Source organism: Psychrobacter sp. H25, assembly GCF_059076335.1.
This window is the reverse complement of sequence record NZ_JCACRV010000001.1, coordinates 2,604,693-2,631,614: the sequence shown is the minus strand read 5'-3', so window position 1 is coordinate 2,631,614 and position 26,922 is coordinate 2,604,693. Positions and strand designations below refer to the sequence as shown.

The following is a 26,922-nucleotide window of genomic DNA, read 5'->3' as shown; positions in this document are numbered from 1 at the left end:
TGTTAATACGCTGGATTTGGACTACGGGGTTTCGAACATACCTCTTAATTGAGCCATGACATTTTGAGGGTTGTTGCAATCACCCAAGGCATCACCAATACTGAGATAATGCTTCCTGCCAATAGTAGTGCTAATATAGGCAAACCGTTAAGTCCCGTGGCAAATAAGTCGACCGCGCCTGTCGCAAAAATCAATACGGGTAACTGCATAGGCAACGCAATCAAAGGCACCAGCACTGCACCATTCTTTAGTGATAGTGTCAGGCTACTAGCGACCGCTGACAGCATCAACAGCATCGGACTGCCTGTCACGATAGATGCCATCAACACCCATGCCTCAAACCAGCTCAGCTGAAACAAAGGCACCGCAAGCAAGCTCAGCATTGCCACAATACCACTACTAAATATCCAGTGAATGACCAGACGTATCAGCACCCATAACGGTAGTGACGCTTTGGCGACGACCAATTGCGCAAGCGTACCATTATCAAGCGCAGGCTTAAATAAACCATCAACACCCATGACCAGTGACAATAATGCCGCGATCCAGACTGCCGATACACCAAGGCGCTGTAACAGCGCAGGCTCACTACCCACCGCTAGCGGAAATAAAGTAATAATCACTAAAAACAAGACTAGCGGATACAACCATTGCACCGCTCCTTGCTGCTTGACTTGCCATTCGCGGCGCCACAGCTGACCAAACCCAATCCCACGCGGTGTGGTGACGATACTCACGGGTTTTTTGCTTGCCACTGCAGCTGAGTTTGCTTGCGTTGGACTGTCTGTCATTATTCGTCCTTTTACCTATACTGATAGTACTGCTAGCAGTCCCATTTAGACCATATAATCTGACAAATCGAGTACCTGATTGGCCACACCGACCGTCTGATGACTGGTCATGAGTATCGACCCACCAGCCTGTGCAAAGTCACATAGCCGCGCCTCCATTCTCGCCACCATATCCACATCCAGCGCTGTAAAAGGCTCATCAAGCAGCCATAATGGCGTCACATCAGGGGTTAATAAATATAAGCGTGCCAGCGTGATACGCCGCGTTTGTCCCGCAGACAGATGACTTGAGCTGATCGTCTCAAACCCTTGTAGACCTACCCAAGTGAGCGCATCATCAATATCGGATGCGCTTGGGCTGATACCATACAAGTTCAGTAAGAACGTCAGATTTTGCGCGACGGTTAGATTAGGATGAATACCCAACTGATGCGAGACATAAAGCGGCTGGATAGGCAAGCTCGATTGATCCTGATAAGCAACTCCACCTACCAGAACTGGCAACAATCCTGCTAACTGCATGAGCAACGTCGTTTTTCCCGTACCATTTGCCCCAATAAGATGGCAGATACTACCGGCAGATAAATGCAATGAGACCCCTTCACACAGCGGTATCTCACCGCGCTGAACCGTCAGCTCGTCAAGTGTAAGTAAAGGCGTATCCAAAACCGTCATCCAAACCTCTGATTATTTATCAAGTGGCAGTCAACATTCCTCACAAATAAAGGTAATGTTCGTGGCATAATACCCTATGACCACCACAAACACACAGTATAACAAATTGTCGATTACTCTGACTTTAAAAAGTACAACCTCAAAAAATACGACCTCAAAATATGACTTTGAAACCTATGCAGACTTTACCAGATAGCCAAAACGACACGACTAATACCTCACCAACCAGCCGTTTAACAGTAGATAGCTTGATTGATGCTCAGATTGATTTTATACAGCAGTGGCTGCATCAGCAGGCTGAACCTCTAGCGATGGAGGCGTGGCAATGGTTTGGGGCGCAGCCCTTGAGCAAATATATTAAATGCGAGCATTTGCAGCATGTGATGAAGGACTGGCTATTAAACCAGCCGATGACTGAGGTAATGCGCAAAGACATACGTGATATTTTGCACACCCTCATTTATCACCCGGTCAATGACAACGTGCCTTTGTCTGAATTGGTCGATGATGTACAAGTTGAAACCCTTGCTAATTACATCGGTAGCCATGAACAGCAGCGTAACGTATTGATTCATACGCTGGTCGGCAACGAAACCTTTGCAGACCTACTGACCCAAACGCTCTATCATGCTATCAATGACTTTATGGATACCACACTTGATAAAGCAGGCGGCGTCGGTAAATTAATGAAGCTTGGACGCAGCTCTTTTGAGAAGGCAACCAATAGAAACCTCGATGAAAAACTGCAAACGTATTTGCATCGTAATATTAAAGATTTGACACGAAAAGCCGAATTTAACGCACAAGAACACTTATCGAATAAAGAAGTAGCGCGTCTAATGGTCATGGGCTGGGATCGTATCAAAGATCAACCGATCAGCGAGCTGCAAACCTATCTAAGCGATGAGCCTGGCAATAGTAGTATTGATCATATCGAAGCCAGTATTCAGCAAAGCTACAACCGTCTCAGAGTATCACCGTATTTGCACAGCTTGGTGTCAGCAAGTATCGACACATGGTATGCCAATCATCAGTCTGACACGATGGCAACTATCGCTGCGGGTCTGCACATTGATGACGATGCGATGCGTCAATGTAGTGCTTCGCTACTGCCTATCGTCAAAGATGCTATTGATGCGCCTTGGTTTACCGCTCATCTACATGACATGCTAGAAGCATTTTATGCGCAGCCTACTATTAAAGAAGGACTCGCGCTGAACCAAGATTAAGCTGTCGTTTTGCTTGTTTGCTATTTTAACTTTACTTACTTGTCAGCATACTATTATGGGTCAACGCAACAAACTCAGCCTGTGGCAAAAAATCAAACGGTTACTGACTGCATCCGCGCCGCAGTCGGTTATCGATGGTACAGGTGAGCAAGCAGATTTATCACTCGCTGATAGTAACGCTGACCACCATGCTAACACTGCTAACGATAAAACTGGTATATACACTAATGTCATTGCCCGTAGTTCTGAGACTACTGATAATAACTCCTCTGCCGCTACCTCTGAACCAGATGCCAGCCAAGTCCGTGAGCAACTAAACTCCTCTCGTCTAAAGCCTGATCATTCAGTAGCAGAAACACAGCGCCCCAGTGACACGCCCATTGTCGACTGCTTAAAACAATATTTCAGCGATAAGCAATGGCACTATACGCATTATCGACCCAAGACGAATGATAGCCAGCAATCACATCACTTATCCTTGAGAATGCGCCACAAACAGGTCAACTGTGGTTATCTGTTTCGTGTACAAGAAAAAAATAAGCTGCTGGCTGTTTATGGTATCTTGCCATTTTTGATACCAGAGAGTCATCAAAACGCGGCACTACTACTCATTACCCAGATCAATTATGACATGCTGATCGGTAATTTAGAGATGGATATCAATGATGGGGAGATACGCTACAAAAACGCTATCGACGTTGAAGCCGTCGGTATTGATAATGATATCATTGAGCACTTGCTGCAAAGCGTGGTCGCGATGACTACCGTTGCCAATGAGCTGTTTGATAACCTAATCAACAATCAAGATCCTGCTGAAGATATGCAAACGCTGCTTATCGAGCTACGTCAGCAGTCAGATGCGCGTACATTCTTCTTGCCGACCCAGTTTGTTCAATAACTCGGTTTATTCAGTAAGCCAGTTTTTTCAGTAAACTGGTTGTTTATCAAGCGATAATTAGCGATAGCTCGCCTCTGTCTTTGTGCTTATCTATCTAAAATAACCACCCTATCTACAACAACCCTCAATATGAAGCTAGAATTTTTATGCTAAAAATTGCCTACTCTGATGTCTTTCGTTATTCTGTGCCCGAAAAACATCGCTTCCCCATGCAAAAGTACATCTTGATTCCTGAGCGCCTACTGGCAGAAGGAACCATTACCCAAGACAATTTCTTTGCCCCTGCCCGCTTAAGCGAAGCTGAGATTCTGACCACACATACTCCAGAATACTGGTATCAGCTCAAAACGCAAACCCTACCACGAAAGGCTGCGCGAGCTATTGGGTTTGAGATGACGCCGCAGCTGGTGGAGCGTGGCCGCTATATTGCTCATGCCACCTATGAGTGCGCACTCTATGCTCAGCAATATGGCGTGGCCATGAATGTTGCAGGTGGTACTCATCATTCTTTTGCCGGTCATGGAGAAGGGTTTTGTGTCTTTAATGATGTCTGTATTGCCAGCAACTTATTATTAAATCGCGGACAGGCACAAAAGATTTTGATTGTAGATTTGGATGTTCATCAAGGCAATGGTAACGCCAGTATCATGACGGATGAGCCACGCGTCTTTGTCTTTAGTATGCACGGTGCCAAGAACTATCCATTTCGTAAGCAAGTGTCCGATCTAGATATCGAGCTGGACAACGATGCAGGTGATGAAGCGTATTTGCAGATATTAGAGGAGACGTTACCTCGTTTAATTGCTGAAGTTGCGCCAGATATGATTTTTTATCAGTCTGCCGTTGATGTGCTTGCAACAGATAAGCTTGGCAAACTTGGTTTGACACCAGCAGGTTGCAAAGCACGTGATGAATACGTCTTGCAACAAGCAAAAGCTGCCAGCATTCCTGTTGCTATCGTGATGGGCGGTGGCTATTCAGAAGATATCGAAGATGTGGTCGAAGCGCACTGTAATACTTTTCGTTTGGCACAGCAGATATATTTTAGTGAGACTGTTCAACTTACAACGACATAAGGCAAAGTTTATATGGCGAAACTATTGATAGGCATAGGTATTGTGCTGGTTATTATCGGTATTATCTGGTTGCTGTTTCCAAGTGCTTTTTCTTGGATAGGTAATATGCCAGGCGATATCAAACATACTTCAGGCAATACGCGAGTGTATTTCCCAGTAGTGACTATGATAGTGATTAGTGTCGTCGCGACTATTCTCTTAAATATGTTTAACCGTTAAACCATATTGAGAGACTCGATTGTGCCGACTAAACCAACTCTTGCAATCTCAGTAGCCTTGGTAGCTTCAGCAAGATTTTGAGCTAGCCTTTCAGCTGACCATTGTTATGTTGAGCGTCCCTCCTATATTGGCTCTGACTTAGCATAGTGCATTAAGACAACGATACTACAATAGTGCTGTGATCCCCTGCCAGCCAACGCGTACGCCAAGCACGATTAAGATCAATAAAATAAGCTGACGAAAACGTGCTTGTGGCAAATAACGACGTAAACGAATACCAATCAAAAGCGTGGTTATAGACAATATACTCAAAAAAGCAATTAACTGCCACTCGCCGCTACTGAGCGCCATGATAGGCTCGCGTAAGACGATAATTTGGGCGATTTTTCCTAAGAAGTAGCACATGTTGCCCACTTTGGCGATAGTGTTTTTATCATCACTTGCAGACAATAGATACATCATCAGGATGGTAGACATGGCATTGGTCGAACCGCCGATAACGCCTGCACTAAAGCCAACAGCAATCAGTACCGGCTTGGTATCTGGTAGACGGATTTGTTTTCCGAGTAGACTACTCACCACATAAAAGGCTATCACCGCCGCCAATAGCAATAAAATATAAGCGCTATTGATCCATAGCAACAGCTTAGCGCCCAAAATACTACCGAGTAAGCTGGTAAGCGCAAGCAGCCAATAGCGCCTGCCGTAATAGATAAAGTTTTGCCAAATAGTGCGCTCACCACCTGCCAACCATGTCATTGCATTGAGTAGTAAAGAGGGGAAAATAACCAAGACAATGGCGTGTGGCAACGGGTAAATACTGGCAAGCGCCGTGGTCGTCACCAAGGTCACACCCAGCCCACTAATACCATGTAACAGCGATGCCAGCGCAAAAATAATCGTTAGCACTAGCATCTGAGTGCTATCGTTACCAGCCATATCTATCATATCGGTCACACCATTTTAGGCTCTGCGCTCATGTCTACTGGTTGTAAGCCTGTACCTTTAGCCGTTTTTGCGTTGACCGATTACTTCACCGATGATGCCAGCCAACTGCTCAGCGATTTTGTCTTTGCTGGTCTTTTCTAGTGCTATCGCATCACGTGCATAATACTCTGAGAAGAATACCTGCATTGCATTATCATCGCTGGCAAAACCAATATCTGCGCGTGAGACATCGTTACAAGCAATCATATCGAGATCTTTTGCGACCAATTTACCACGTGCATAACGCTCAACATCTTGCGTTTCTGCGGCAAAGCCGACGACAAACAGCTCTGGATGCGCAAGAGAAATGGTCGCTAAAATATCAGGGTTTTTAACCAGGCTAAGCGTCATCGCATCTTGCGTTTTTTTGATTTTTTGCGGTGCGGCTTCTTCAGTACGATAATCGGCAACTGCTGCAGTCGCGATAAAGACATCTGCCTTTGTGACTGGGTTGTGATCATGAGAATGTAGCGAGTCGTGGTCATAGTCGTGATTATGATTGCCATCTTCACCGCAACCACAATCGCTATGATGGTGTTCTTTGGATTGGGTATGAGAATGATCGTGCATATGCTCATGAGAATGGTCGTGTTCTTCTTCAAAATCCAGTTGCAGCTCACTGTGCGTGCCATCCACACACTGCTGTGCAGCAATCAGCATATCTTCGGCAGACAGCACATCGATACGTGTGACATTGAGCGGTGTAGGCAAAGCGACTTTGCCGCCTGCAATCAAGACGACATCTGCACCAGCTGCAACGCAGGCACGCGCTAAAGCAAAACCCATTTTTCCTGAAGAGTGGTTGGATAAGTAGCGTACAGGGTCAATTGCCTCTACCGTTGGACCTGCAGTAATAACGACCCTCTTGCCTGCTAACAGCTGGGGGGTCGTTTGCATTGCATTGAATAGCAATACTTCGGCTAATAACTGCTCAGGCTCAGGCAATCGCCCTGCGCCTACATCACCGCACGCTTGCTCACCGCTAGCTGGTTGGATAATTTGATAATTCATATCCCGTAGGGTTTGTACATTTAAGTTTACCGCTGGATGCGCCCACATCTGCTGATTCATCGCAGGAGCAACAATGACAGGTGCTGTAGTGGCAAGGCACACTGTCGTCAACAAGTCATCTGCCATACCCATGGCCAGACGTGCGAGCGTGTTGGCAGAGGCAGGTGCGATGACAACCAAATCAGCCCATTTAGCCAGCTCAATGTGACCCATGCCAGCCTCTGCTTGCTCATCAAGCAATGAGACATGCACTTCGTTACCTGTCAACGCTTGTAGGGTTAGCGGCGTGATAAAAGCTTGTGCGCCTGTCGTCATAATGACGCGCACATCAAAGCCTGATTTGATTAATAAACGGGCAAATATGGCAGATTTATAAGCGGCGATACCGCCAGTAATAGCAAGCACAATATTGGACATAAGCGTGGCATCAACAAAAAAGTAAAAAGATAAAATTGCGCTTATAGTAACAACTATGAGATAAATTGGGTAAGATTTTCCGTATTTACCTCGTTATAGTCCACACGCAATAAGACAATACAAGAAATTGAGTATCAGTGGCACATGAGTCTGGCTTGCTATATTGATGCCGCCACCGAGTTATTGACCGTGTTATTGTAAGTAGGCTACAAGCAGTATCAATCCATTTTCAAGGAGTGACAATGGCAATCAAAGACTGGCATGAAGACGACAGACCACGCGAAAAACTACTGAAATTTGGCGCAGCTCATTTATCCGATGCTGAGATATTGGCTATATTTTTGCGGACAGGGACTCAGTCTCTATCAGCGATTGAGCTGGCGCGTCAATTAATCGATCAATTTGGCAGCTTAGCTGAGCTATTGTCTGCGCCGCAACAGACCGTTCTCGCCTGTCACGGGATTGGGCCTGCGAAATACGCTCAGATACTGGCATCGCTTGAGATGGGCACACGCTATCTAGATAGCAAGCTCAAGACAGGTCAGGCGCTTGGACGCTCGCAGGTGGTCAAAGATTATATCAGTACCCAGTTGCGCGGCGAGCATCGTGAAGTGTTTGCCGTACTATGTCTCGATAATGCATTGAACCTTTTGAACTTTGAGATACTGTTTACTGGCGGTATCTCATCTTGTTCTGTCTGTATCAAGCATGTATTGCGACATGCCCTGAGCCACGCTGCCAGTCAGTTGATTATTGCTCATAACCACCCTCATACTGACGCAAAGCCATCGAATGCGGATAACCTACTGACTTATGAGCTAAAAAAAGCATGTGAATTATTAGACATATCACTTGTCGATCATATTATTGTTGGTCGTAATGAAACCTTATCCTATGCCGAAAGCTGTCTTGTGCCTTTTGGCTAGTCTATAACGCTAGTTGCTTAGCAAGTCGCCATATTTTAGTCACTCTTAAGGCTTAATCCATCAGAGTCTAATAGCTATACACTGCTTGATACATATTGTCGACACAGCGTAGCATTTTGGGTCTTGATAGTCATCGACAACTGTCTCATATTAGTGACCATTCTTTTCATTTATTTATCGATCACTTACTAGACCGTTAATACTGGCATTTAAAAAATGTAGAACCGGACATTTAGTAATTAGAAAGTCATTCGATTTATTTATAAGATAGTGAGTTGCAAAACATAACGATAATTACAGTTACCTGTTTCACTCAAATACTTTTCACGCTTTTTATCCAGCATTTCAAAGGAGATAGTCATGGCAATTGGCTTGTTTATTTTGGCAGTCATCATTCAATTAGCCGTGGTCTTGGCCATCTTTTTGTTGTCCTTATCAAGGGTTACTGGCAGTATCGTCGCTCTAATAACGGTCATCGTTACGGCAGTTATTAGTCCCTGGTCGCTCATCTTGGGTGTACCAATGGCGTTGCTATGCTTGGTCTTACTCGTTGCACCACTGCGCCAATCCTTGATTACAAAGCCTGTCTATAAGGCACTCGGCGGTGCGATGCCAAGTATGAGTGATACCGAACGTGAAGCGCTTGATGCGGGTACTAGCTGGTGGGAAAAAGAGCTGTTCATGGGTGCGCCAAACTGGGATACTTTTGCCAGCTACCCTTATCCGAAATTATCAGAAGAAGAGCAAAGCTTCATTGATAATGAAGTAGAGGCCTTGTGTACCATGCTCGATGAATGGCAAATTCAGCACAAGGATAAGGAGCTGTCACCTGAAGCATGGCAATTTATCAAAGACAACGGCTTTTTAGGTTTGATTATTCCAAAAGAGTTCGGTGGTCTAGAATTTAGCTCTTATGCGCAAAGCCGCGTGATGAGTAAGATTGCGTCGCGCTCACCGACTGCTGCTGTGACCTGTATGGTTCCCAACTCGCTCGGCCCTGGTGAGCTACTAATGCACTATGGTACAGATGAGCAAAAACAGCGCTGGCTACCAGGTCTTGCCAAAGGCGATGAAGTGCCTTGCTTTGGTCTGACTGGTCCTGAGGCAGGATCTGATGCAGGTGCGATTCCTGATACTGGTGTGGTGTGTTACGGCATGTATGAGGGCGAGCAAGTACTTGGCCTGCGTATGAACTTCTCTAAGCGCTGGATTACCTTGGCGCCTATCGCTACTGTAGTCGGTCTGGCATTCAAAATGCACGACCCAGAAGGACTGCTTGGTAATCCTGAAAAAACTGATTATGGTATTACCTGTGCGCTTGTTCCTGCTAGCCACGAAGGCGTCGTAACAGGCCCACGTCATAATCCGATCGGCTCGCCATTTATGAATGGTACAGTCGATGGCAAAGATGTCTTCATCCCGTTAGATTACATCATCGGCGGTGTCGAAAACGCTGGTCGCGGCTGGCGTATGCTGATGGAATGTCTCGGCGTCGGTCGTGGTATTTCTTTACCAGCTCTGTCTACATCAGCCAGTGAAATGACGTATTTGTCTGTCGGTGCCTTCGCAAAAGTACGCGAACAGTTCAAGATCTCAGTCGGTAAGTTTGAGGGTGTGCAGGATGCTACTAGCCGTATGGCAAGTAACACTTATATGTTAGAAGCGTTCCGTCATTTGGTGACTTGCGGGTTGAACCAAGGTGGTACGCCGTCAGTCATGACTGCTATGGCAAAATACTACGCGACTGAAACCATGCGCAGTGTGGTCAACGACGGTATGGATGTGGTCGGTGGCCGCGCCGTACAGATGGGTCCACGTAACTTCTTAGCGACACCTTATCAAGCGATCCCTGTATCTATCACCGTTGAGGGTGCTAATATTCTGACGCGTTCATTAATGATTTTTGGTCAAGGTGCAATGCGCTGTCATCCTTATCTATTTGACGAGCTGCAACTGCTACAAAGCGAAGATAAAGCTGCGGCAACCCAAGAGTTCGATACTCTTTTCTTCAAGCATTTAGGCTATACCTTCAACCGTGGTGCAAAAGCGTTTGTAGCAGGGTACGTTGGTGGTAGTAATGATGCACCAAGTTTTGCTGATGCTTTCACTCGTCCTTACTACAAGCACATTAACCGTTTAAGCGCGAGCTTTGCACTAACTGCGGATATGGCGTTAGGTTTGCTAGCAGGTGATCTAAAACGCAAAGAGATGCTGTCTGGTCGCTTAGCAGATATTCATAGCCACTTATTCATTGCGACTGCCATCTTGCAGTTTTATGAGTATGGTAGTAAATCAGAGTCTGAACGCTTACATGCCGAAGTTGCGCTACAAAATAGCTTATATACGGCTCAAGAAGCCTTTGTCTCTTTCTTTGCCAACTTCCCGAATCGTATGGCAGCCAATGTGGTTAGCTTTGTGACCTTCCCTAGCGGGCGTATTTTTACGCCCGCGAGTGATGAGCTCAAGCGTCAATTGGGCGATACGTTCATGGATGATTTTGCGGCAAACCCATTTCGTGATTATCTGAAAACCATGGTCTATTACAATACCGATGCAGACGATGTGACTGGTCGTATGGAACATGCTTATCAGACGTTAGTTGAAATTGAACCGTTGTGGCAGAAGTTCAAAAAAGCAGAACATCAAGACAGCTTTGAAGGACTGACGTTTGAGGATCATGTGGTACATGCCAGCCAAAACGGCGGTATTACCGAAGAAGAAGCGGAAGTACTGATTCAATATAATGCCATGCGCTTTGACTCGTTATTGACCGATACATTTGACGAGCATCTATCAGAAGCGCTAGAGCGTGACAATCCACACGCTCTTGAAAACGCGGTTCATCAACTGACGGACTACGCTCAGCTAAAACAACAGGCTCAAAGCAAACGCGGTATGTCTGACGATATTGATACGGCAGCGGATACTGACGCTCCAGCTACCGATGCTCTAGCTACTGGTAAGCTGAATGATACTTCAAATACAGACACAAAAACGGGTGACGAAAACCCCAATCACGGTTACGAGAGTGATGGTGACGTAGAGATGGTAAGCGAACAGGATACTGCCGAAGAAGTAACCTCACAGACAGATTTTAAGAAATCAAAACCGCAAGCAGACGCATTAGATCATCGTTACCGTGATGCTGAGTCACATCTCAGTGAGCGTATGAGTAACAATCACAGTCGCCACATTGATCCACCCGATGAGGCTCATAATAGTGCTGAAGCGAATACCCTCAAGCATTCGGAGCAGCCAGTGCATGTACCACACGAGGATGATAAAGTATAAATAAGCATTTATTGTAGATAGCGCCACTATTACGCTTAGTACTTATAGTGGCGCTATCTACCCTCAAAGAGCCAGACTGTCCCTATGCGACCGTTTGGCTTTTTTTATTACTAAAATTTAGGGGCATTTAAAGTCGATACTGAGTCCGTTGCATTAGGTTGGTCCGATATCCGATATAAAATCTCGATGTTTAGCCAGCCTCAAAACTCTTTCATAAATATTTTGTTTCATATAAGAAACAAACGGTTTAGAATAAATAATGATTATTTTATGGGCACATCGTTGTGAAAATTATCATCGTCTCAGAATAAAATGGTAAAAAAATCTTGCAGTGCCCTTAACTATTCTTTTATATTGTCCCCGAAAACGTGACATCAAACGACAATCATAATAACTTAATAGTCATAACACGCATTATAGTTAGATAAATAAACACGATCATGATCTCTGAGTGATTGCTGACTATAGCGCTGTTGTGCACACAAAGGATATGAATTATGTGGAAGAATTTGGGACTGACGGGCAAGATTATTGTTGCCATGGTGCTCGGTATTGCACTGGGTTTATTTTTAAACTATTCGGGATTGAATGGCGAAGGTGGGTTTGTTAATACCTATATCACTAATGGCTTTCTTGCCATTATCGGTAAGCTATTTGTTAACTCACTAAAAATGTTGGTCGTACCATTGGTACTTATCTCACTGATCTGCGGTGTGTGCGGTATTGGTGATATTCGTCTATTAGGACGTATCGGTACCAAAACATTTATGATCTATATGTTCACCACCGCGCTTGCGATTGCAACAGCGATTGGACTGGGTTCACTATTTGGTATTGGTAAAGGCATGAACATTGGTACTGATGCGACTTTTGAAGCCGCGTCAGCACCGCCTTTACTTGATGTATTCTCAAACATTGTCCCATCGAACCCTATCAGTGCGATGGCCAATGGTGACATGTTATCGATTATCTTCTTTGCGATTTTGATCGGTGTGAGTATCTTGATGGTTGGCAAGCCTGCCAAAGGTTTGGTTCAGAGCCTAGAGCTTATTAATGAAGTCATCTTGAAGATGGTGACGATCATTATGAACCTAGCACCTTATGGTGTGTTTGCACTATTGACCAAAGCAATGGCAGAGCTGGGACTAGACTTGATCTGGTCACTACTTGGTTATGTTGCGGTATTAGTTGGCTCATTAGCATTCCACTTCTTTATCACGATGATGATTGTACTCAAAGTCGCATCAGGTCTATCTATCAAGACCTTTTTGGCAAAAATGCGTGAAGTACAGATCTTTGCTTTTAGTACGTCAAGCTCGAACGCGACGATTCCTATTACGCTGCGTACCGTTACCAAGCGTATGGGTGTTAATAACTCAGTTGCGTCGTTTACCGTTCCTTTTGGTGCCACCATCAACATGGATGGTACTGCCATTATGCAAGGTACTGCGACCATTTTCATTGCCAATATTTATGGTATTGATCTGGGAGTTACCGAATACTTGACCGTTATTTTAATGTCGGTTCTTGCTTCTGTTGGTACAGCTGGTGTGCCTGGTGTTGGTCTCATAATGCTGTCTATGGTATTTGCTCAGGTTGGTCTACCAATCGAAGGTATTGGTCTAATCTTGGGTGTGGATCGTATCCTTGATATGTTACGTACCGCTGTAAATGTCGGCGGCGATGCTGCTGTTACGACTATCGTAGCAAAATCAGAAGGCAAAATGGATTTGGCTATTTATAATGATCCTAACGCTGGTGCAAAAGACGTATTCGATGGTCATATCGACGAAAACAACGAGCGTGAATTCTCTGAAGTATTCAGCGATGGCATCATGGGTAGTGAGTACGATGACGTAGATCGTCGCCGCTAATCACATCTATTGGATAAATAATGTCATAAAAAAACCTCAGTCACCTATGCACATGGACTGAGGTTTTTTTGTGATGAGTATATTTATTATTTTTATTTAGCCAAAAACGTACTTGGTCAGCATGGCCAAACATACCACGACAATCATCGGACGAATGAGCTTGCTGCCGCCCTTTACCACCATATGTGAGCCAAAATACGCACCAATAGTTTGACCTACCATCATCGCCAGTCCTACTTTCCACAGTACATTACCGCCCAAAATAAAGAATATGAGTGAGCCGATATTGGTAGATAAATTCAATACTTTTGCGGTACCTGTCGCCTCGATAATCTGTCGCCCACGCAGTGCTACATTGCCAAGCGCAAAAAACATCCCTGTACCTGGACCAATATAGCCATCATAAAAACCAATGAGTGGCGCCACAATCTTTTGCCATTTACCCTCTGAGATGCGCGGTGCAGCTTCCACTTCCCCAAGCCTAGGCGCAAACAACGTATAAATACCGATAGCCGCAATCAAAAAAGGAATCAGTTTTTCGAGTAAATCTGGTGGCGACATCTGCACCGCGATGGTACCTATGACTGACCCGATAAAAGCGGCAATAATCGCCAATTTTATACGCTGTGGTTTAACGACTCCTTTTTTGATCATGGTAATAGAAGCTGCAAGCGCACCTGAGGCCGCTTGGAGCTTGTTGGTGCCTAGCGTGAGTACCGGTGGGATGTTAGCCAGTAGCATGGCAGGTATGGTCAGTAGTCCACCGCCCCCAGCAATAGCATCAATAAATCCTGCTAATGCTGCCACCGCAGTGAGCATCAAAATGATCTCTAATGAGAATGTTAAATCCATAACGCTGACCTGCAAAATATCGTAAGAAAAAAGTGAGCTTGAAAGATGAGACTAGCATGTCACTGATGTGAGGCTACTAGCAGTCAGACAATTGAGTCATTGAAATCGACAAGGGAGCCGGGACAACCTCGTAAAGCGTCGATCATTATAGAGATAAAACTGCAAAAAAAGCCAAAAACCTACCAAAGTCTGCTAAATTTGTTTAATAACGACTGGGGTATCATTTATAAAAGACCTTTTGTTAAAAAGATTTAACGACTTACAACTATGTTGCTCAGCGTATCACCTTTATAATGTCACTATAATGAGTACAACAAAGTGGGCTAGCAGGTTTGTTTGGGCGTATTTTGTTGTCTATATCGATAAGAGTATGAGAAACTGTTGCTGTCTATTTGCTACCCTCGCATTGTTGGTAGCGCAGACATTGATGGATATTTGAGGTTATTTAGTAAATTGTATTTAGCGAATGAGGATGATATGGCAATACGAAGGATTAAGGCATTTTTTGAATTTGAGGCAGCAGGCGGTATCGTCTTAGCATTGGCTGCCGTTGCTGCAATGATCATTGCCAACTCCCCTCTTCATGTGTGGTACGAAAGTTTCATTCACGCGCCAGTTGCGATTCAGATTGGCGATTTTGCTATTGCCAAAGATGCGCACCACTGGATCAATGACGGCCTTATGGCGGTTTTCTTTTTCTTAGTTGGACTTGAGCTCAAGCGTGAAGTACTCATTGGTGAGCTGTCTAACGTCAAGCAAATCATCTTGCCAGCTGGTGCAGCATTAGGTGGTATGATTATGCCAGCAGCGGTGTACATACTTTTTAATCTCAATGAGCCTGAGTACTGGAAAGGCTGGGCAATTCCTGCAGCAACTGATATTGCGTTTGCACTGGGTATTCTGAGTCTATTAGGTAGCCGCGTACCCAACTCCCTAAAAGTATTCTTGGTCTCTATCGCTATTTTTGATGATATTGGTGCGATCTTAATCATTGCTCTATTTTATACTAGTGAGCTGTCATTGGAGTCATTGGCAGTAGCCGGTCTATGTCTGCCATTCTTGTATCTGCTCAATCGTCGCAACGTAACCAGTATTACGCCTTATCTGCTTATCGGTATCGTTATGTGGATTGCGGTACTCAAATCAGGTATCCATGCCACATTGGCAGGCGTGGTTTTGGCCTTATTTATCCCTATGTTTGACCGTACTGATCCTGAGCACTCTCCATTAGAGGAGCTAGAGCACGATCTCCATAACTCTGTTGCCTTTGGTATTTTGCCAATATTTGCTTTTGCCAACTCGGGGATATCACTCGAGGGCGCAGGTCTTGCTGAGCTATTCCACTCAGTGCCGCTAGGTATCGCTGCAGGCCTGTTCATCGGTAAACAAGTGGGTGTTATGGTCATGTGCTGGTTAATCTTCAAGCTTGGTCTATCAACCATGCCAAAAGGGATGGACTATAAGCAAATATATGGCGCAGCATTATTATGTGGCGTTGGCTTTACCATGAGCTTATTTATTGGCGGCTTGGCGTTTGCTGGTGATACAACGATGTTTGATGAGCGCTTGGGTATCATCATGGGTTCTATCGTCTCTGGTATCGCAGGTTATATCATGCTCAAAGTGAGCTTAAAAGACAATGTCAGCGGCACGTCGGTCGACTTGACCCGCTCTCATTAATATCAAAACGAGCGACTTATGAGCCTTTAGCTTATAAGTCGTTTTTTATTATGTACAGGTCGCTTGTTATCGTGGATAGATATACTGCAACCAGCTGACTCATAAAACCTCAGTAACTATCTATTAAATGGCTATCTATTAAACGATAAATTTAACAGCGGTCAAAGGCTTGTTAAGGATTATCATACAGAAATCGATAAGCTAAAAAATGGCTCGAATTTCGGTCTTGCTAGCGAAAAAACGCTTGTGCAACACTGTTATCACTATTGGCTGAAAGGCACTATATCAAATATCGTATCAAACACCATATTAAGCAGACGCAAAGACAGCTGGATGCATCAATTCGGTTTTATGAGGGATCGCTATAGACGGATTCGATGTTGCAGATATTAGATCTATAGCTAAATCAAGCTATAACTTAATCATAAAGGCACTTGATCATATGAGTAAGAAAACCACCAATACTGCAAGTATCTCTACACAACCTCATCATCAATCAAAAAAATCCTATCAGCGTCACGGGCGCACCACCGCCATCAGTGATCATAGTGATTTACAGGTTTTAAAGCGGATCAAACGGTATCTATTACCGAAAGATTTTAAAATCTCGCCTACCCTACTTGATGAAATAGTTGCCGGCTACGATATTGGTGATCCACTTGCAGATGCATTTGCCGCTGAGAACATTCGTTTTGCGAAGCCTTTGCAGCAAGTTATTCTTGGTGACGATATATCTGGCGATCACTTAGCTCACCCCTCATTTAGTACATTAGCCGAGCAGTTCAGTACGCATCCTGACTGGTTCGACCCCAAACTGGCTCAGATTGGTGCCGTTGCTTACAGACGCTATCCATTGATGCTCATTTGGCTACTGCGTAATGTAGCACTCATGGCAGGCTATAGCATCCCCGCCCTATCATTGCCACTGATTCAGACTGGCGCACTGATGCATGACGCACTGCCGCGACTCATGCGCACCTATGCCTATATCTTGGCCGTGTCTGAGCATCCGCAGTTAGATATGAGTACGCGTAATCATCATAACGCTATTGATCAAGTATTGGCCATCGGCTCTGAAGGCTGGCGACAGTCCATCAAAGTACGTCAAATTCATACTTTGGTACGTCAGAACTTACTCAAAGGTAAGGGCAATGCCGCGACAGGTGTGATACTAAATGCTGACCAGCATCATAATCCTGATGGCAGCTGGAACACCGATTATTGGGGTGTGCCCATCAATCAAACCGATATGATTGCCACGCACTTGCAGTTCTCTTTATTGATTATGCGCGGTCTACGTCTGCTGGGTGCCCGTATTAGCACCGAGGAAGCAGAAGGTATCTTGCATTTATGGAATCTTGCCAGCTATTGGATGGGCGTTGATTTAGATCGTCTGCCAAAAGATGAATCAGCCTGCTGGGAATGGCTGTATACCTACCTATCCATTCAGCAGCTTGATTTTAAGATGGGGCAGCCACTTGCAAAAGCCTTGCATGATTTACCACGTCAGCTCATGGGCGAAGACAATCGCCGTGGGCGGTTTGTGGAAATGGTCAACGCCAGTGTGACTCGTACCTTAGTCGGTGATGATATTGGTGATGGCTTAGATTTACCAAAATCAAAAATACGTTTTGGCGTATTATCTTCAGTGCCTATTTTGTTTGCTCTAGATACCGCGCGAGGACATAACAAAAACATTGCCGATAAGTTAGAGGCGTTCCGTGCCAAACGTCAAGATAATATGAACTGGTGGCTCAAGAAAAACGACGATTACTATAAATAAAGCGGTCTATAAGACTCTAAATGATTTATCAAATATAGCAGCCGTACTTATATAGTATCATTTGGATAGTAGTACTTAGATAAGCAGCCCTATTTAAGTACAAACTCGTGAAGGAATGCTTTTGATGCTATAAATCTAAATGTTATATTATCGGTTGTTGTCCACGCGGTAATACCACTCTAACTGTCGATCGAACCCTGTCTCTAGCAGGTTAGCTATGACACGTCCTGTCAGCCCCCACACCGTCTCACCATCGACTTGCCAGCTTGGTGTCAGTAAAGTCGCTACTTGATCTTGCATTTTATACTCTACCGCATACTCTACTGTGGGCTGAGTGACTAACGACTCAAAGTCCGCCCAGAAAATACGTGATATCTCTCCTACCTCAGGTACCAGTACCAAGCCTGGCGCAATAAGTGCAACGATAGGGCGTACACTCATACCGCTTTTGGACGTTTGGATAGGCAACTGTCCAAGCAGTTGGACTTTGTTGGGTGGTAGTGCTGTTTCTTCACAGGCTTCACGCAGTGCTGTGACGACATTGTTACCATCGCCTCGATCATGTTTACCACCCACGCAAGACACCTCACCCGCATGACTGTTCATATGGGCGGCGCGGCGTGTTAATAGCAGTTTTGGTCTACGCTCATGAGTGATCGCGACCAGTATTGAGGCGTCAGCAATCGGTGTCTGGTACAAGCTATCTAAAATGCGCGTGCTGTGCGAGGTGTTGTGCGCTTCATACATCGCTGGGCTGGTTAGCGTATTTAGGGTTTCATGTTGCACACGCTCAGCTAATTTTCTGAGTGTGGGATGTCGTATAAAGCTCGGTACAGCGACTGACAGGTTATTGAAGTTTACAGTCTCTGGAGAAAGTAACATTATAATTGCCTTGTTTTTTATCGTAATTTCGCTTTATCAAAAGCGTTTTCGCTTGTTTAATTCTAGCTTATTGCTGACCATCATTAACCAAAAACATAAGTAGTGACTATCGATACGACTGATTTGCAGTCTAAAAAATAGCAGCTAAGCACATTTATACCAGACTACAGCATACTTATCAGTGAAATGATGCGTTACTGTTATCTTGATTCTGTATGCCAATAATATGTGCTATCTTAAGATCACAGCTGTTTCTTAAAATAATATCTTACAGCATCTCAAAATATGGGCCTTACAACCTACAAAATCACTATGCATCATAACTTTTCTAATAAGGTAGTCGATATGAGCTATTGTCTCCAATGCGGTCATAAAGCAGAACGAAAAATCCCACCTACAGACAATATGCCGCGCTTGGTGTGCCCTAATTGCCATTATATCCACTACGAAAACCCAAAAGTTATCTGCGGCTCACTAGTGGTACACGAAGATAAAGTACTGCTATGTAGGCGAGCGATCGAACCTCAATATGGCTTGTGGACCATACCTGCAGGCTTTATGGAAAATGGCGAAACCATGGCTGAAGGTGCAGCACGCGAGAGCTACGAAGAAGCTGATGCCACCGTGATACATCCGCATCTATACTGTGTTTACGACCTGCCAGATATTGGACAGATTTACTCGATTTATTTGGGAAATCTAAAAGACGGTGCTTATGGTACTGGTTCAGAGAGTCTTGAATGTGCGCTATTTAGTGAAGAAGAGATTCCATGGGACGAGCTGGCTTTTGAAGCCATCCGCCGCACCCTAAAGAGCTATTTTGCTGATCGCAAGCAGTTTGACGAATGGTCCGACTTCCCAGTTCACCAAGAAAAAATTGGTAAGGATTTGAGCATCAAGCGCTATTAATTCATATACTAAATCACAAAAAGCCAAGCATGATGCTTGGCTTTTTTGTTATTGATAGCAGTCTTGCTGATTTAGCTCTTGATTTTGCAAACCTCAAAGCCCAGACCTTTTACCGTCTCTTCTTTGTCATAAGGGGCTAGCACTGCACGTACGTGTTTTTGACCCTGCAGATATTGCTTAGCAACACGCTGCAAGTCATCAATGGTCACGGCCAAAATCGCAGCGCGCATTTTACGCTGCCAGTCAGCACCGCGATGATGTAAGTTGGCAAAGCATGCTTTGATTGCTTCCCCTGCAGGAGAGCCTGGCTTATCCATACCTGAGATAATCCCTAAGATTGCCTCTTCTAACTGCTCATCGGTTTGCGGTTCATTCAAGACCCACTCGATACTGGCCTCAAAGTGCTCAAAAGTCTCTGCACACTGTGGATCACGGTAGCTAAAGAACTTAAATGCACATGCATTGGCGTCATAGCCTGCACCGCCGCCATACGCACCGCCGCGCTCACGAATCGCACTGTGCAAGTAGCCGTTACGCAAATACGGCGCTAATACCATCAGAGCCGCAGTATCAGGATGATCAGCCGCTGGTACCGTATAGGCGCTAGCATTATGATAGACGTTGGTTGGCACCAGCCACGCTAGATCTGCAACATCGAGCACATCGTTTTTAACATCATCGCCACTCTCTAATGCCTTGACTGCATCAGTCTCACCATTTAAAGCGGTATCTAACTGCAGATTTGCAAACTCACTAGGAATATTTGCTTTAGTATCAGTTTCTTTTTCAGTAGACGTTGCTGCTTGGCTATCTGTCCAGCTATCGACAATTAAGCTGCTCAAACGTTCTGTTTGCTCGGCTTCACAGATAATAACGGCATGCTTAGGTAAGCTGATTAAGCGTTGATGTAAGTCCATCAAGCTGGTTGCCAACTGATCCCACTGTGCATCATCAGTACTCGCGTGCGTCAAGAAGTCCTTGAGCGCATTTAGTGCTGGTAGACCACTACGTACATACTCTAGCTGCGCTTGACGACTCATACCGCGACTGGCAATTTGCATCGCATACGAGTGACCAGAGCCTGCTAGGTTTGACTGCCAGCTGGCTTGACGCTGCTGTAGAATCTCTTTGATGCGATCATGCTCAGTAAAGATACTGTGCTCCATGACTTCTTTGAGCAAATCAATCGCTTCAGGTTTGCGATTGAGCGCACGTGTTGCGACCACAAAGTAGCTACCGATGGACTGACTGTCATCAACATGGGTTCGTTGACTGATACGTGCTGTCACACCTGATGAGTGCGCGGCTTGCTTGGCTTGCATTTCATGGGCACTGAGCGAGTCAGTCCCTAGCTCAGATAGCAAACTTAGATAGATCGGCAGCAATGGATGATTGATGACATCATTCACTGGTAGCTCATCGGCGCTCGCGTTACCAATCGCCTCAGTCAACGGTACGATCACTTGGTAATAATACAGACCATTGGTGCCCGCTTCGTACTCAAATAAAGTACTGTCCTGCCCACTCAGGCGCACTTGTTTTTGTTTGCCTGCTTTAAAGCTAATATCCGCTGGTACGTCTTCTAGACCTACCTTTGGTAACAGGCTTAAATCATCGGGCGCGGCTTGACGCGCAGCCAAATCTAGTGCTTGTTGCTTCAAGATAGCCTTGTCATCAGCAGTCAAATCCATCGCTATGGTATCAAGGCGAGTCTGTTCAGCTGCTGCTAGACGGGCGGTTTTTTCGCTGTCAGGTGTCATCGTCACACGGACTCGATGCTGATTGTCTAGTAGATGCGTTTTGATCAAATTCGGTAGCCACTGCGGATCGACGACTTGCGCGCGTAGCCACTGTAGATGCTCGTCTACTTCCCATACATCGATAGGATTACCATCATGGATAGCGGTGCTAAAGCCTTCTAGCATAAGGTTTAGACCATAAGGTACGCTATCACCACCAATATGACGCTGATCAATCTCAATCTGATGGAGGATGGTTTCAATGGTTTCATCATCGACTGGCGTGCTTGCCACTTCAGTCAGTAGATCAATGATACCTTGCTCTACCGCTTCGGCATGCTCAGGGTTAGAACCACGCAGACCGGTATAAAAGACCATTTCGTAATGGCTGTCATCAAGTCCCAACAACGGACTTGGGGCTTTACCCAGTGGGTGACTGTCAAGATAAGCACGTAGTGGTGAGCCTGAATGCTCAATCAACACGCCTTCCAGCAGACGTAATGCCAAGCGCTGCTTTGGATCGGTAATCGATGGTAGCAACCAAGCGACCACGTGATGGGTCTGATCTGGACCGGCTTCGTCAGCAGTATAAGTATCGACCGCACTGATTGGCGCAGACAAACGCTGCTCTGGGCGTGATACGTGCTTTTTGCCTGCTTCGAACTGAGTCAATGCGTCGTCATGTATTTTTGCTTGTGTCTCGGCGACAGGGATATTACCAAAGCTCATGATGACACTATTTGACGGATGATAATGGCTCTGATGGAACTCGGTCAGCTCAGTATGTGTCAGGTCAGGAATCTGGGCAGGATCACCACCTGAATTATAGTGGTACGTCGTCGTTGGAAATACATGATGCGCCACCGTATGATAGAGCTGATCAATCTCGCCGCTCATAGCCCCTTTCATCTCGTTAAAGACAATGCCTTTAAACTGCGGTTTATCGTCTTCGTCCAGCTCTACTCGGATGCCCTCTTGAGCAAAATCAAGCGGATGAATGTTGGGGAAAAACGACGCATCAAGGTATACAGACAGCAAATTAAAGTAGTCGTTTTTATTTTGCGTGGCATAGGGATAGGCTGTCCAATCCGCCGCGGTCATCGCATTCATAAACGTGTTCAATGAACGTTTTATCATTGAAAAGAACGGATCACGTACTGGGAATTTCTTAGAACCACATAATGCGACGTGCTCTAAAATATGCGCCTCGCCTTTTGAATCCATTGGCTGAGTACGAAAGCCCACCAAAAACGCATTTTCGTCACTTGGATGCGCAAGATGATAATGCATCGCGCCTGTCTTTACATGCTGACTGATCAGCACATCCATCGATAGCGCCTCAATATGGCGATGCTCGAGCAGCTCAAATGCTGGATGCAGCGTTAAATCCGCAGTAAATGGGGTGTCAGTCATAGTTATCCTTATCGCTTACAATGCGTATAGTGCCCTGACTATCAGGGTAAATAAAATGGTAATAATTATTAATCTATCAGTTATAAAAAGTGGCTAAAAAGTCTTGGCTTAGCGCTATTAGTGGGGCTGCGGCATCGATAAGTCAAGTCAACCCTCACGCAATAATCGATGACATCGAACTCAGCAACCCTCTACATACTAAAACAGCCCTAGCAAAACACAAAGGCAACAATAACTATAGATAAACAATGGTTGAGTCACTTAACAAAAATAGCCTGCACTGCTACTATAAAAATGGCTATTAAAAAGTAAACACCAAAAGGAGCCACTTATGAGCTATCAACACATTTTACTGGTGACTGACTTATTATCTGATGCCGACAAGGTCGCTCTAAAAACCAAACGTATCCTTGCAGGCTCGCCTGAGGCTAGGTTATCTGTTCTGCATATTGTTGAAGATGATATGGTGCGCTTCGGTTACGAGCTGGTACCTTCATCTAGTCTTTCGGGCGATTTCGATGGCGAAAAATGGCAAGAAGCACGCGCTAAACTGGCACGCTTCCTTGAGTATAATGAGTTAGAAGCCGCCAACTCTGAAGTGACCGCTGCTATCTCTAACAGTAAAGGTATCGTTAACTACTGCAATAAAAAAGAGGTCGACTTACTCATTATCGGGCGGCATGACCGTCAAGGTATCGCCGCTTGGTTGGTGCGCGCGACCGCCGATAGTATATTGCCAAACATCTCTTGCGACAGTTTGGTTGTCAAACTGAGCGAACCCGTATCGGAATAAGCAGTGTATTGAGTCTTTGGTTTGATAAATATTAATACACCTGAACTCATATTACGGAGAGCCTCAAAGATAGGCAAGCACCACTTAACAGCGCTCTATAGTAGTGCTATAGTAAATACTATCTGACATGAGGAAGACGCTATGAGTTACGAACATATACTACTGGTCACTGACTTACTCTCTGATGCGGATATCGTCGCGCAAAAAGCCAAGCGTATCGTTGAAAACCGTCCAGGATCTAAGCTATCGGTGCTACACATCGTAAAAGATACGATGGTTGGTTTCGGTTACGAGCTGGTACCCGCCTCCAGCCTATATGATGAGATTGATGATGAGCGTTGCCAAGAAGCACGCGCCAAACTGGCCCAGTTCTTAGAACGCAATCAGCTGAACGCAGCGACATCAGAAGTCACTACGGCCATCTCTAGTAGTGAAGGTATCGTCAGTTACTGTCACAAACACGATGTAGACCTATTGGTCATCGGTCGCCATAAGCGTACTGGTATCGCGGCATGGATCAGTGGCGCGACAGCAGATAATATTTTACCCAATGTGCCTTGTGATAGTTTTGTGGTGAGACTAGACAAGCCCGTTTCAGCATAGCGTTGAGCCACAATGCTCTGATATGAATAACGTATACAATTAAAATTAAAAGCGCAGCGCCGAGATAGACGCTGCGCTTTTTTATGATTTACCTTCTCTTATTCATCTCTGCTGAATAATATCTATAAAGGTTTGCCATATCGGACTTTGATGCCTTGCCTTATGCCAGACCAGCCACCACGTCCGTGACAAATCAATCCCAGCAACATCGACTTGTACTAGTTCACCTGACGCAAGTTCTGTCTCAATCACATGCTGTGATAGACAGCCAAGTCCAATATCTGCACTCACCATATGCTTGATAGCCTCTGACTGATGTATCGCCTTAACCACCTCGGCATTGGGCAGATATTTTAGCAACTGCTCATCGATAATTTGCCGTGTGCCCGACCCTGCTTCACGTACCAATAATGGTAACTGTTCGAGCTGCTCAATAGTCAGACGATAGCCATCCTCGTCTTGGTGATATATAGCGATATCCTTTAGCCACTTGCTATCACGTTTAGCAAATATCATCAGCGTATCTGTTCGCCATTCGCGCAGCTCAATGGCTTTCATATCTATCGGTCGCGGCATCCCTTCTACTAGCGCAATGTCAATATTTAACTGCTCAACCTCACCCACGACCTCTTGTGTGTTGGCAATATATATATCGACATTGGCATCTGGCAGCGCCTCATAGAGCTTACCAAGCAATGACGGCAGTACATAGTTACCGATTGTGGTACTCGCCCCAATATGAATCTGTCCTGCTTGGTACTGATGATAATGCTCAAGCGTGAGTGACTGCCCTAGGATGGCTTGCGCCTGTACATAAATAGGATGCGCATTGGGGTGCTGATTGAGCCTGCGACCAACGCGCTCAAACAATGGCATCTGTAGTCTAGACTCAAGCTCTGTCAGCGCGCTACTGACCGCTGACTGTGATAGATGCAGCGCTTCACTGGCGCGGCTGGTACTGCCTGTCTGATAAATACTGACAAAAACCGCAAGCTGCTTGAGCGTAATCTTTGGTAATGTTTGCACAGATTTTTTCATGACATCGATGGCCTTGCGTCAGTTTTTGAATGCTCTTATAGGCTAAGTATATTTAGTGTGTAGCAGCAGCCTTTTATCAATACTTTTAAAATTCAACACTCTCAACATTCAATACTAAAAACACTGTAACCTAAAAAATCGATAGCTTGTATCTTATTAATCTGTTTTTATTATAAATGTAGCAGGCATATACTGTCTACTCATAAGCTCATGCTTATCTTACTATCAGTAATAGGGTGCCGCGTCATGCATACACTACTCCAATTCATCAGCAGCTCAGCTCATAACTACGTCCCGAGCCAACGTCACTTGGCAGGTTTGGCTGTGGTATTGATCGGTAGTTTGTTCTGCTTATGGTTGGATAGCAGTTTAGATGTGTGGTCGAACGGGCGCATTATCGGCTTGTCATCCTTAACGCTTGCGATATTGCTTGGTATGGTATTGGGCAATACTATCTACCCCAAATTCACTGAACGTTTAAACGGCGGCGTATGCTTTGCAAAAGGTCAAATCCTACGACTTGCCATCATGTTTTATGGGTTTAAGCTGACCATGACACAAGTAGCAAGCGTTGGTATGCCAGCGATTGCGACCGATACTCTGGTACTGACGTCTACTTTTTTATTAACCTACTGGCTGGGTACTAGATGGCTAAAAGTCGATAAAGAAACCGTCATTCTGATTGGCTCAGGGGCAAGTATTTGCGGCGCCGCTGCCGTCATTGCAGCAGAGCCAGTCGTCAACGCGCAAGCGCACAAAGTCACTATCGCCGTGGCAACGGTTGTGGTTTTTGGTACTATCGCAATGCTACTCTACCCTTTTCTCTATCATCTTGGCTGGCTACAACCTTGGCTGAGCGCCCAGCAGTATGGCATGTATACAGGCTCTACTGTACATGAAGTGGCACAGGTCGTGGTCGCTGGCAACGCCATTAACACTGAGATTGGTGACACTGCTGTTGTGACCAAGATGATACGCGTCATGATGCTCGCGCCTTTTTTACTCGTGTTGTCTTTTGCGCTAACCAAAGATCGCACCGTAGATAATTCCAATATAGAAGATAAAAGCAATAAGAACGAGACAACATCATTTATAACCCGCGTCAAACAAGTCAAGGTGCCATGGTTTGCGTTTATATTCATTGGTATTGTGTTGACACATACGTGGGTACCGATGCCTGAGAGTATCGTACGCAGTATGGTGATGTTAGATGATGTACTACTGACAATGGCAATGTTTGCGTTAGGTCTGACCACACATCTAAACGCGATTAAGCAAGCTGGCGTCAAACCTCTAGTCTTAGGCGCAGTGATGTTTGGTTGGTTGTTGCTGGGCGGCGGTCTGATTAATATTGGTATCAGCTTAATATAAGAAGTCGATTTTATATTTTAGCGACTGATATCACTTTCTATATCATAGCCCAAAAACAACACCGCCAACTATTCACACAGTTGGCGGTGTTGTTATATCTATCATGTCGTTTGATATCAAACAGCAGACGAAAAAAAACGAACCCGAAGGTTCGCTTTTCTACATCTATTCATCTATCTGTCTATAAAGACAAATTAGATAGCAACGATGTTATGTGCTTGTGGGCCTTTTTGGCCTTGAGTTACAGTGAACTCAACTTCTTGGCCTTCAGCCAAAGTTTTGAAACCTGAACCAGTGATTTCGCTGTAATGAGCAAAAACGTCTGCGCCAGTTTCTGGAGCGATAAAACCGAAACCTTTAGCTTCGTTGAACCACTTAACTGTACCTTTTTGAACGTCTGACATAGTATAATCCTACTTTTAAATTTATTAATGGTCTAATGACCGGTAACGCTTGCAAATAGCT

The 26,922-nt window shown here is 45.0% G+C and carries 22 protein-coding genes; 13 read left to right on the top strand and 9 right to left on the bottom strand.

The window, feature by feature from the left end:
• Window positions 1–44: 44 nt before the first annotated feature.
• Together AC5JPO_RS10735 and ccmA are read right to left on the bottom strand one after the other, a co-directional pair.
• Entirely contained in the window at window positions 45–791 is a 747-nt protein-coding gene (locus tag AC5JPO_RS10735; RefSeq protein WP_372863650.1) for a heme exporter protein CcmB, read from the bottom strand.
• 45 nt (window positions 792–836) lie between these two features.
• Entirely contained in the window at window positions 837–1,466 is a 630-nt protein-coding gene (gene ccmA / locus AC5JPO_RS10730) for a heme ABC exporter ATP-binding protein CcmA (protein ID WP_443525634.1), read from the bottom strand.
• Window positions 1,467–1,627: 161 nt separating this feature from the next.
• Between ccmA and AC5JPO_RS10725 the strand changes: the two genes are divergently transcribed.
• The 4 genes from AC5JPO_RS10725 (at window position 1,628) to AC5JPO_RS10710 (ending at window position 4,888) form a co-directional block, all read left to right on the top strand.
• Window positions 1,628–2,695: a hypothetical protein gene (locus AC5JPO_RS10725; protein WP_443525633.1), complete on the top strand. Its 1,068-nt coding sequence runs from the start codon at window positions 1,628–1,630 to the stop codon at window positions 2,693–2,695.
• Between the two features lie 55 nt (window positions 2,696–2,750).
• Window positions 2,751–3,593: a type III secretion system chaperone family protein gene (locus AC5JPO_RS10720; protein WP_443525632.1), complete on the top strand. Its 843-nt coding sequence runs from the start codon at window positions 2,751–2,753 to the stop codon at window positions 3,591–3,593.
• Window positions 3,594–3,739: 146 nt separating this feature from the next.
• A complete protein-coding gene (locus AC5JPO_RS10715; RefSeq protein WP_443525631.1) occupies window positions 3,740–4,669 on the top strand; it encodes a histone deacetylase family protein in 930 nt (309 codons plus the stop codon).
• A 12-nt stretch (window positions 4,670–4,681) separates the two neighbouring features.
• Window positions 4,682–4,888 carry a DUF2905 domain-containing protein gene (locus AC5JPO_RS10710; RefSeq protein WP_319050928.1) on the top strand — a complete coding sequence of 69 codons (207 nt, stop codon included), beginning with the start codon at window positions 4,682–4,684 and terminating at the stop codon, window positions 4,886–4,888.
• Between the two features lie 165 nt (window positions 4,889–5,053).
• Here AC5JPO_RS10710 and AC5JPO_RS10705 read toward each other — a convergent pair whose 3' ends face one another.
• Window positions 5,054–5,836, bottom strand: a complete 783-nt coding sequence (locus AC5JPO_RS10705; protein ID WP_443525629.1) for a TSUP family transporter — start codon at window positions 5,834–5,836, stop codon at window positions 5,054–5,056.
• Window positions 5,837–5,893: 57 nt separating this feature from the next.
• Window positions 5,894–7,303 carry a bifunctional phosphopantothenoylcysteine decarboxylase/phosphopantothenate--cysteine ligase CoaBC gene (coaBC, locus tag AC5JPO_RS10700; RefSeq protein WP_443525627.1) on the bottom strand — a complete coding sequence of 470 codons (1,410 nt, stop codon included), beginning with the start codon at window positions 7,301–7,303 and terminating at the stop codon, window positions 5,894–5,896.
• A gap of 242 nt (window positions 7,304–7,545) precedes the next feature.
• On the opposite strand from coaBC, the gene radC reads away from it, so the two are divergent.
• The 3 genes from radC (at window position 7,546) to AC5JPO_RS10685 (ending at window position 13,394) form a co-directional block, all read left to right on the top strand.
• Window positions 7,546–8,229, top strand: a complete 684-nt coding sequence (radC, locus tag AC5JPO_RS10695) for a RadC family protein (RefSeq protein ID WP_443525626.1) — start codon at window positions 7,546–7,548, stop codon at window positions 8,227–8,229.
• 360 nt (window positions 8,230–8,589) lie between these two features.
• Window positions 8,590–11,520, top strand: a complete 2,931-nt coding sequence (locus tag AC5JPO_RS10690) for an acyl-CoA dehydrogenase (protein WP_493853932.1) — start codon at window positions 8,590–8,592, stop codon at window positions 11,518–11,520.
• A gap of 497 nt (window positions 11,521–12,017) precedes the next feature.
• Window positions 12,018–13,394 (top strand): dicarboxylate/amino acid:cation symporter, encoded by a 1,377-nt coding sequence (locus AC5JPO_RS10685; RefSeq protein ID WP_319050933.1) that lies wholly within the window; start codon window positions 12,018–12,020, stop codon window positions 13,392–13,394.
• 96 nt (window positions 13,395–13,490) lie between these two features.
• Here the strand turns inward: AC5JPO_RS10685 and AC5JPO_RS10680 are convergent, their stop codons facing one another.
• Complete coding sequence (locus AC5JPO_RS10680) at window positions 13,491–14,246, bottom strand: TSUP family transporter (protein WP_443525624.1); 756 nt, start codon at window positions 14,244–14,246, stop codon at window positions 13,491–13,493.
• 477 nt (window positions 14,247–14,723) lie between these two features.
• On the opposite strand from AC5JPO_RS10680, the gene nhaA reads away from it, so the two are divergent.
• Together nhaA and AC5JPO_RS10670 are read left to right on the top strand one after the other, a co-directional pair.
• Entirely contained in the window at window positions 14,724–15,926 is a 1,203-nt protein-coding gene (gene nhaA, locus AC5JPO_RS10675; RefSeq protein ID WP_319050935.1) for a Na+/H+ antiporter NhaA, read from the top strand.
• A gap of 442 nt (window positions 15,927–16,368) precedes the next feature.
• Entirely contained in the window at window positions 16,369–17,709 is a 1,341-nt protein-coding gene (locus tag AC5JPO_RS10670) for an oxygenase MpaB family protein (RefSeq protein ID WP_443525623.1), read from the top strand.
• Window positions 17,710–17,856: 147 nt separating this feature from the next.
• On the opposite strand, the gene AC5JPO_RS10665 is transcribed toward AC5JPO_RS10670, so the two are convergent.
• On the bottom strand, window positions 17,857–18,591 hold the full coding sequence (locus AC5JPO_RS10665; protein ID WP_443525622.1) for an NUDIX hydrolase: 735 nt from the start codon (window positions 18,589–18,591) through the stop codon (window positions 17,857–17,859).
• Between the two features lie 345 nt (window positions 18,592–18,936).
• Here AC5JPO_RS10665 and AC5JPO_RS10660 point away from each other — a divergent pair, with 345 nt between their 5' ends.
• Window positions 18,937–19,500, top strand: coding sequence for an NUDIX hydrolase (locus AC5JPO_RS10660; RefSeq protein ID WP_443525621.1), 564 nt, complete (start codon window positions 18,937–18,939; stop codon window positions 19,498–19,500).
• A gap of 71 nt (window positions 19,501–19,571) precedes the next feature.
• Here the strand turns inward: AC5JPO_RS10660 and AC5JPO_RS10655 are convergent, their stop codons facing one another.
• On the bottom strand, window positions 19,572–22,652 hold the full coding sequence (locus tag AC5JPO_RS10655; RefSeq protein WP_443525620.1) for an insulinase family protein: 3,081 nt from the start codon (window positions 22,650–22,652) through the stop codon (window positions 19,572–19,574).
• A 331-nt stretch (window positions 22,653–22,983) separates the two neighbouring features.
• On the opposite strand from AC5JPO_RS10655, the gene AC5JPO_RS10650 reads away from it, so the two are divergent.
• The gene (locus AC5JPO_RS10650) at window positions 22,984–23,445 is read left to right on the top strand and encodes a universal stress protein (RefSeq protein ID WP_443525619.1); all 462 of its coding nucleotides are present in this window, start codon (window positions 22,984–22,986) and stop codon (window positions 23,443–23,445) included.
• 141 nt (window positions 23,446–23,586) lie between these two features.
• Window positions 23,587–24,048, top strand: a complete 462-nt coding sequence (locus tag AC5JPO_RS10645; RefSeq protein WP_057761630.1) for a universal stress protein — start codon at window positions 23,587–23,589, stop codon at window positions 24,046–24,048.
• Window positions 24,049–24,150: 102 nt separating this feature from the next.
• Here the strand turns inward: AC5JPO_RS10645 and AC5JPO_RS10640 are convergent, their stop codons facing one another.
• A complete protein-coding gene (locus tag AC5JPO_RS10640) occupies window positions 24,151–25,086 on the bottom strand; it encodes a LysR substrate-binding domain-containing protein (RefSeq protein ID WP_443525618.1) in 936 nt (311 codons plus the stop codon).
• Window positions 25,087–25,332: 246 nt separating this feature from the next.
• Here AC5JPO_RS10640 and AC5JPO_RS10635 point away from each other — a divergent pair, with 246 nt between their 5' ends.
• Window positions 25,333–26,457, top strand: a complete 1,125-nt coding sequence (locus AC5JPO_RS10635; protein ID WP_443525617.1) for a YeiH family protein — start codon at window positions 25,333–25,335, stop codon at window positions 26,455–26,457.
• Between the two features lie 194 nt (window positions 26,458–26,651).
• Here AC5JPO_RS10635 and AC5JPO_RS10630 read toward each other — a convergent pair whose 3' ends face one another.
• Entirely contained in the window at window positions 26,652–26,861 is a 210-nt protein-coding gene (locus tag AC5JPO_RS10630) for a cold-shock protein (protein WP_045453470.1), read from the bottom strand.
• Window positions 26,862–26,922 lie beyond the last annotated feature (61 nt).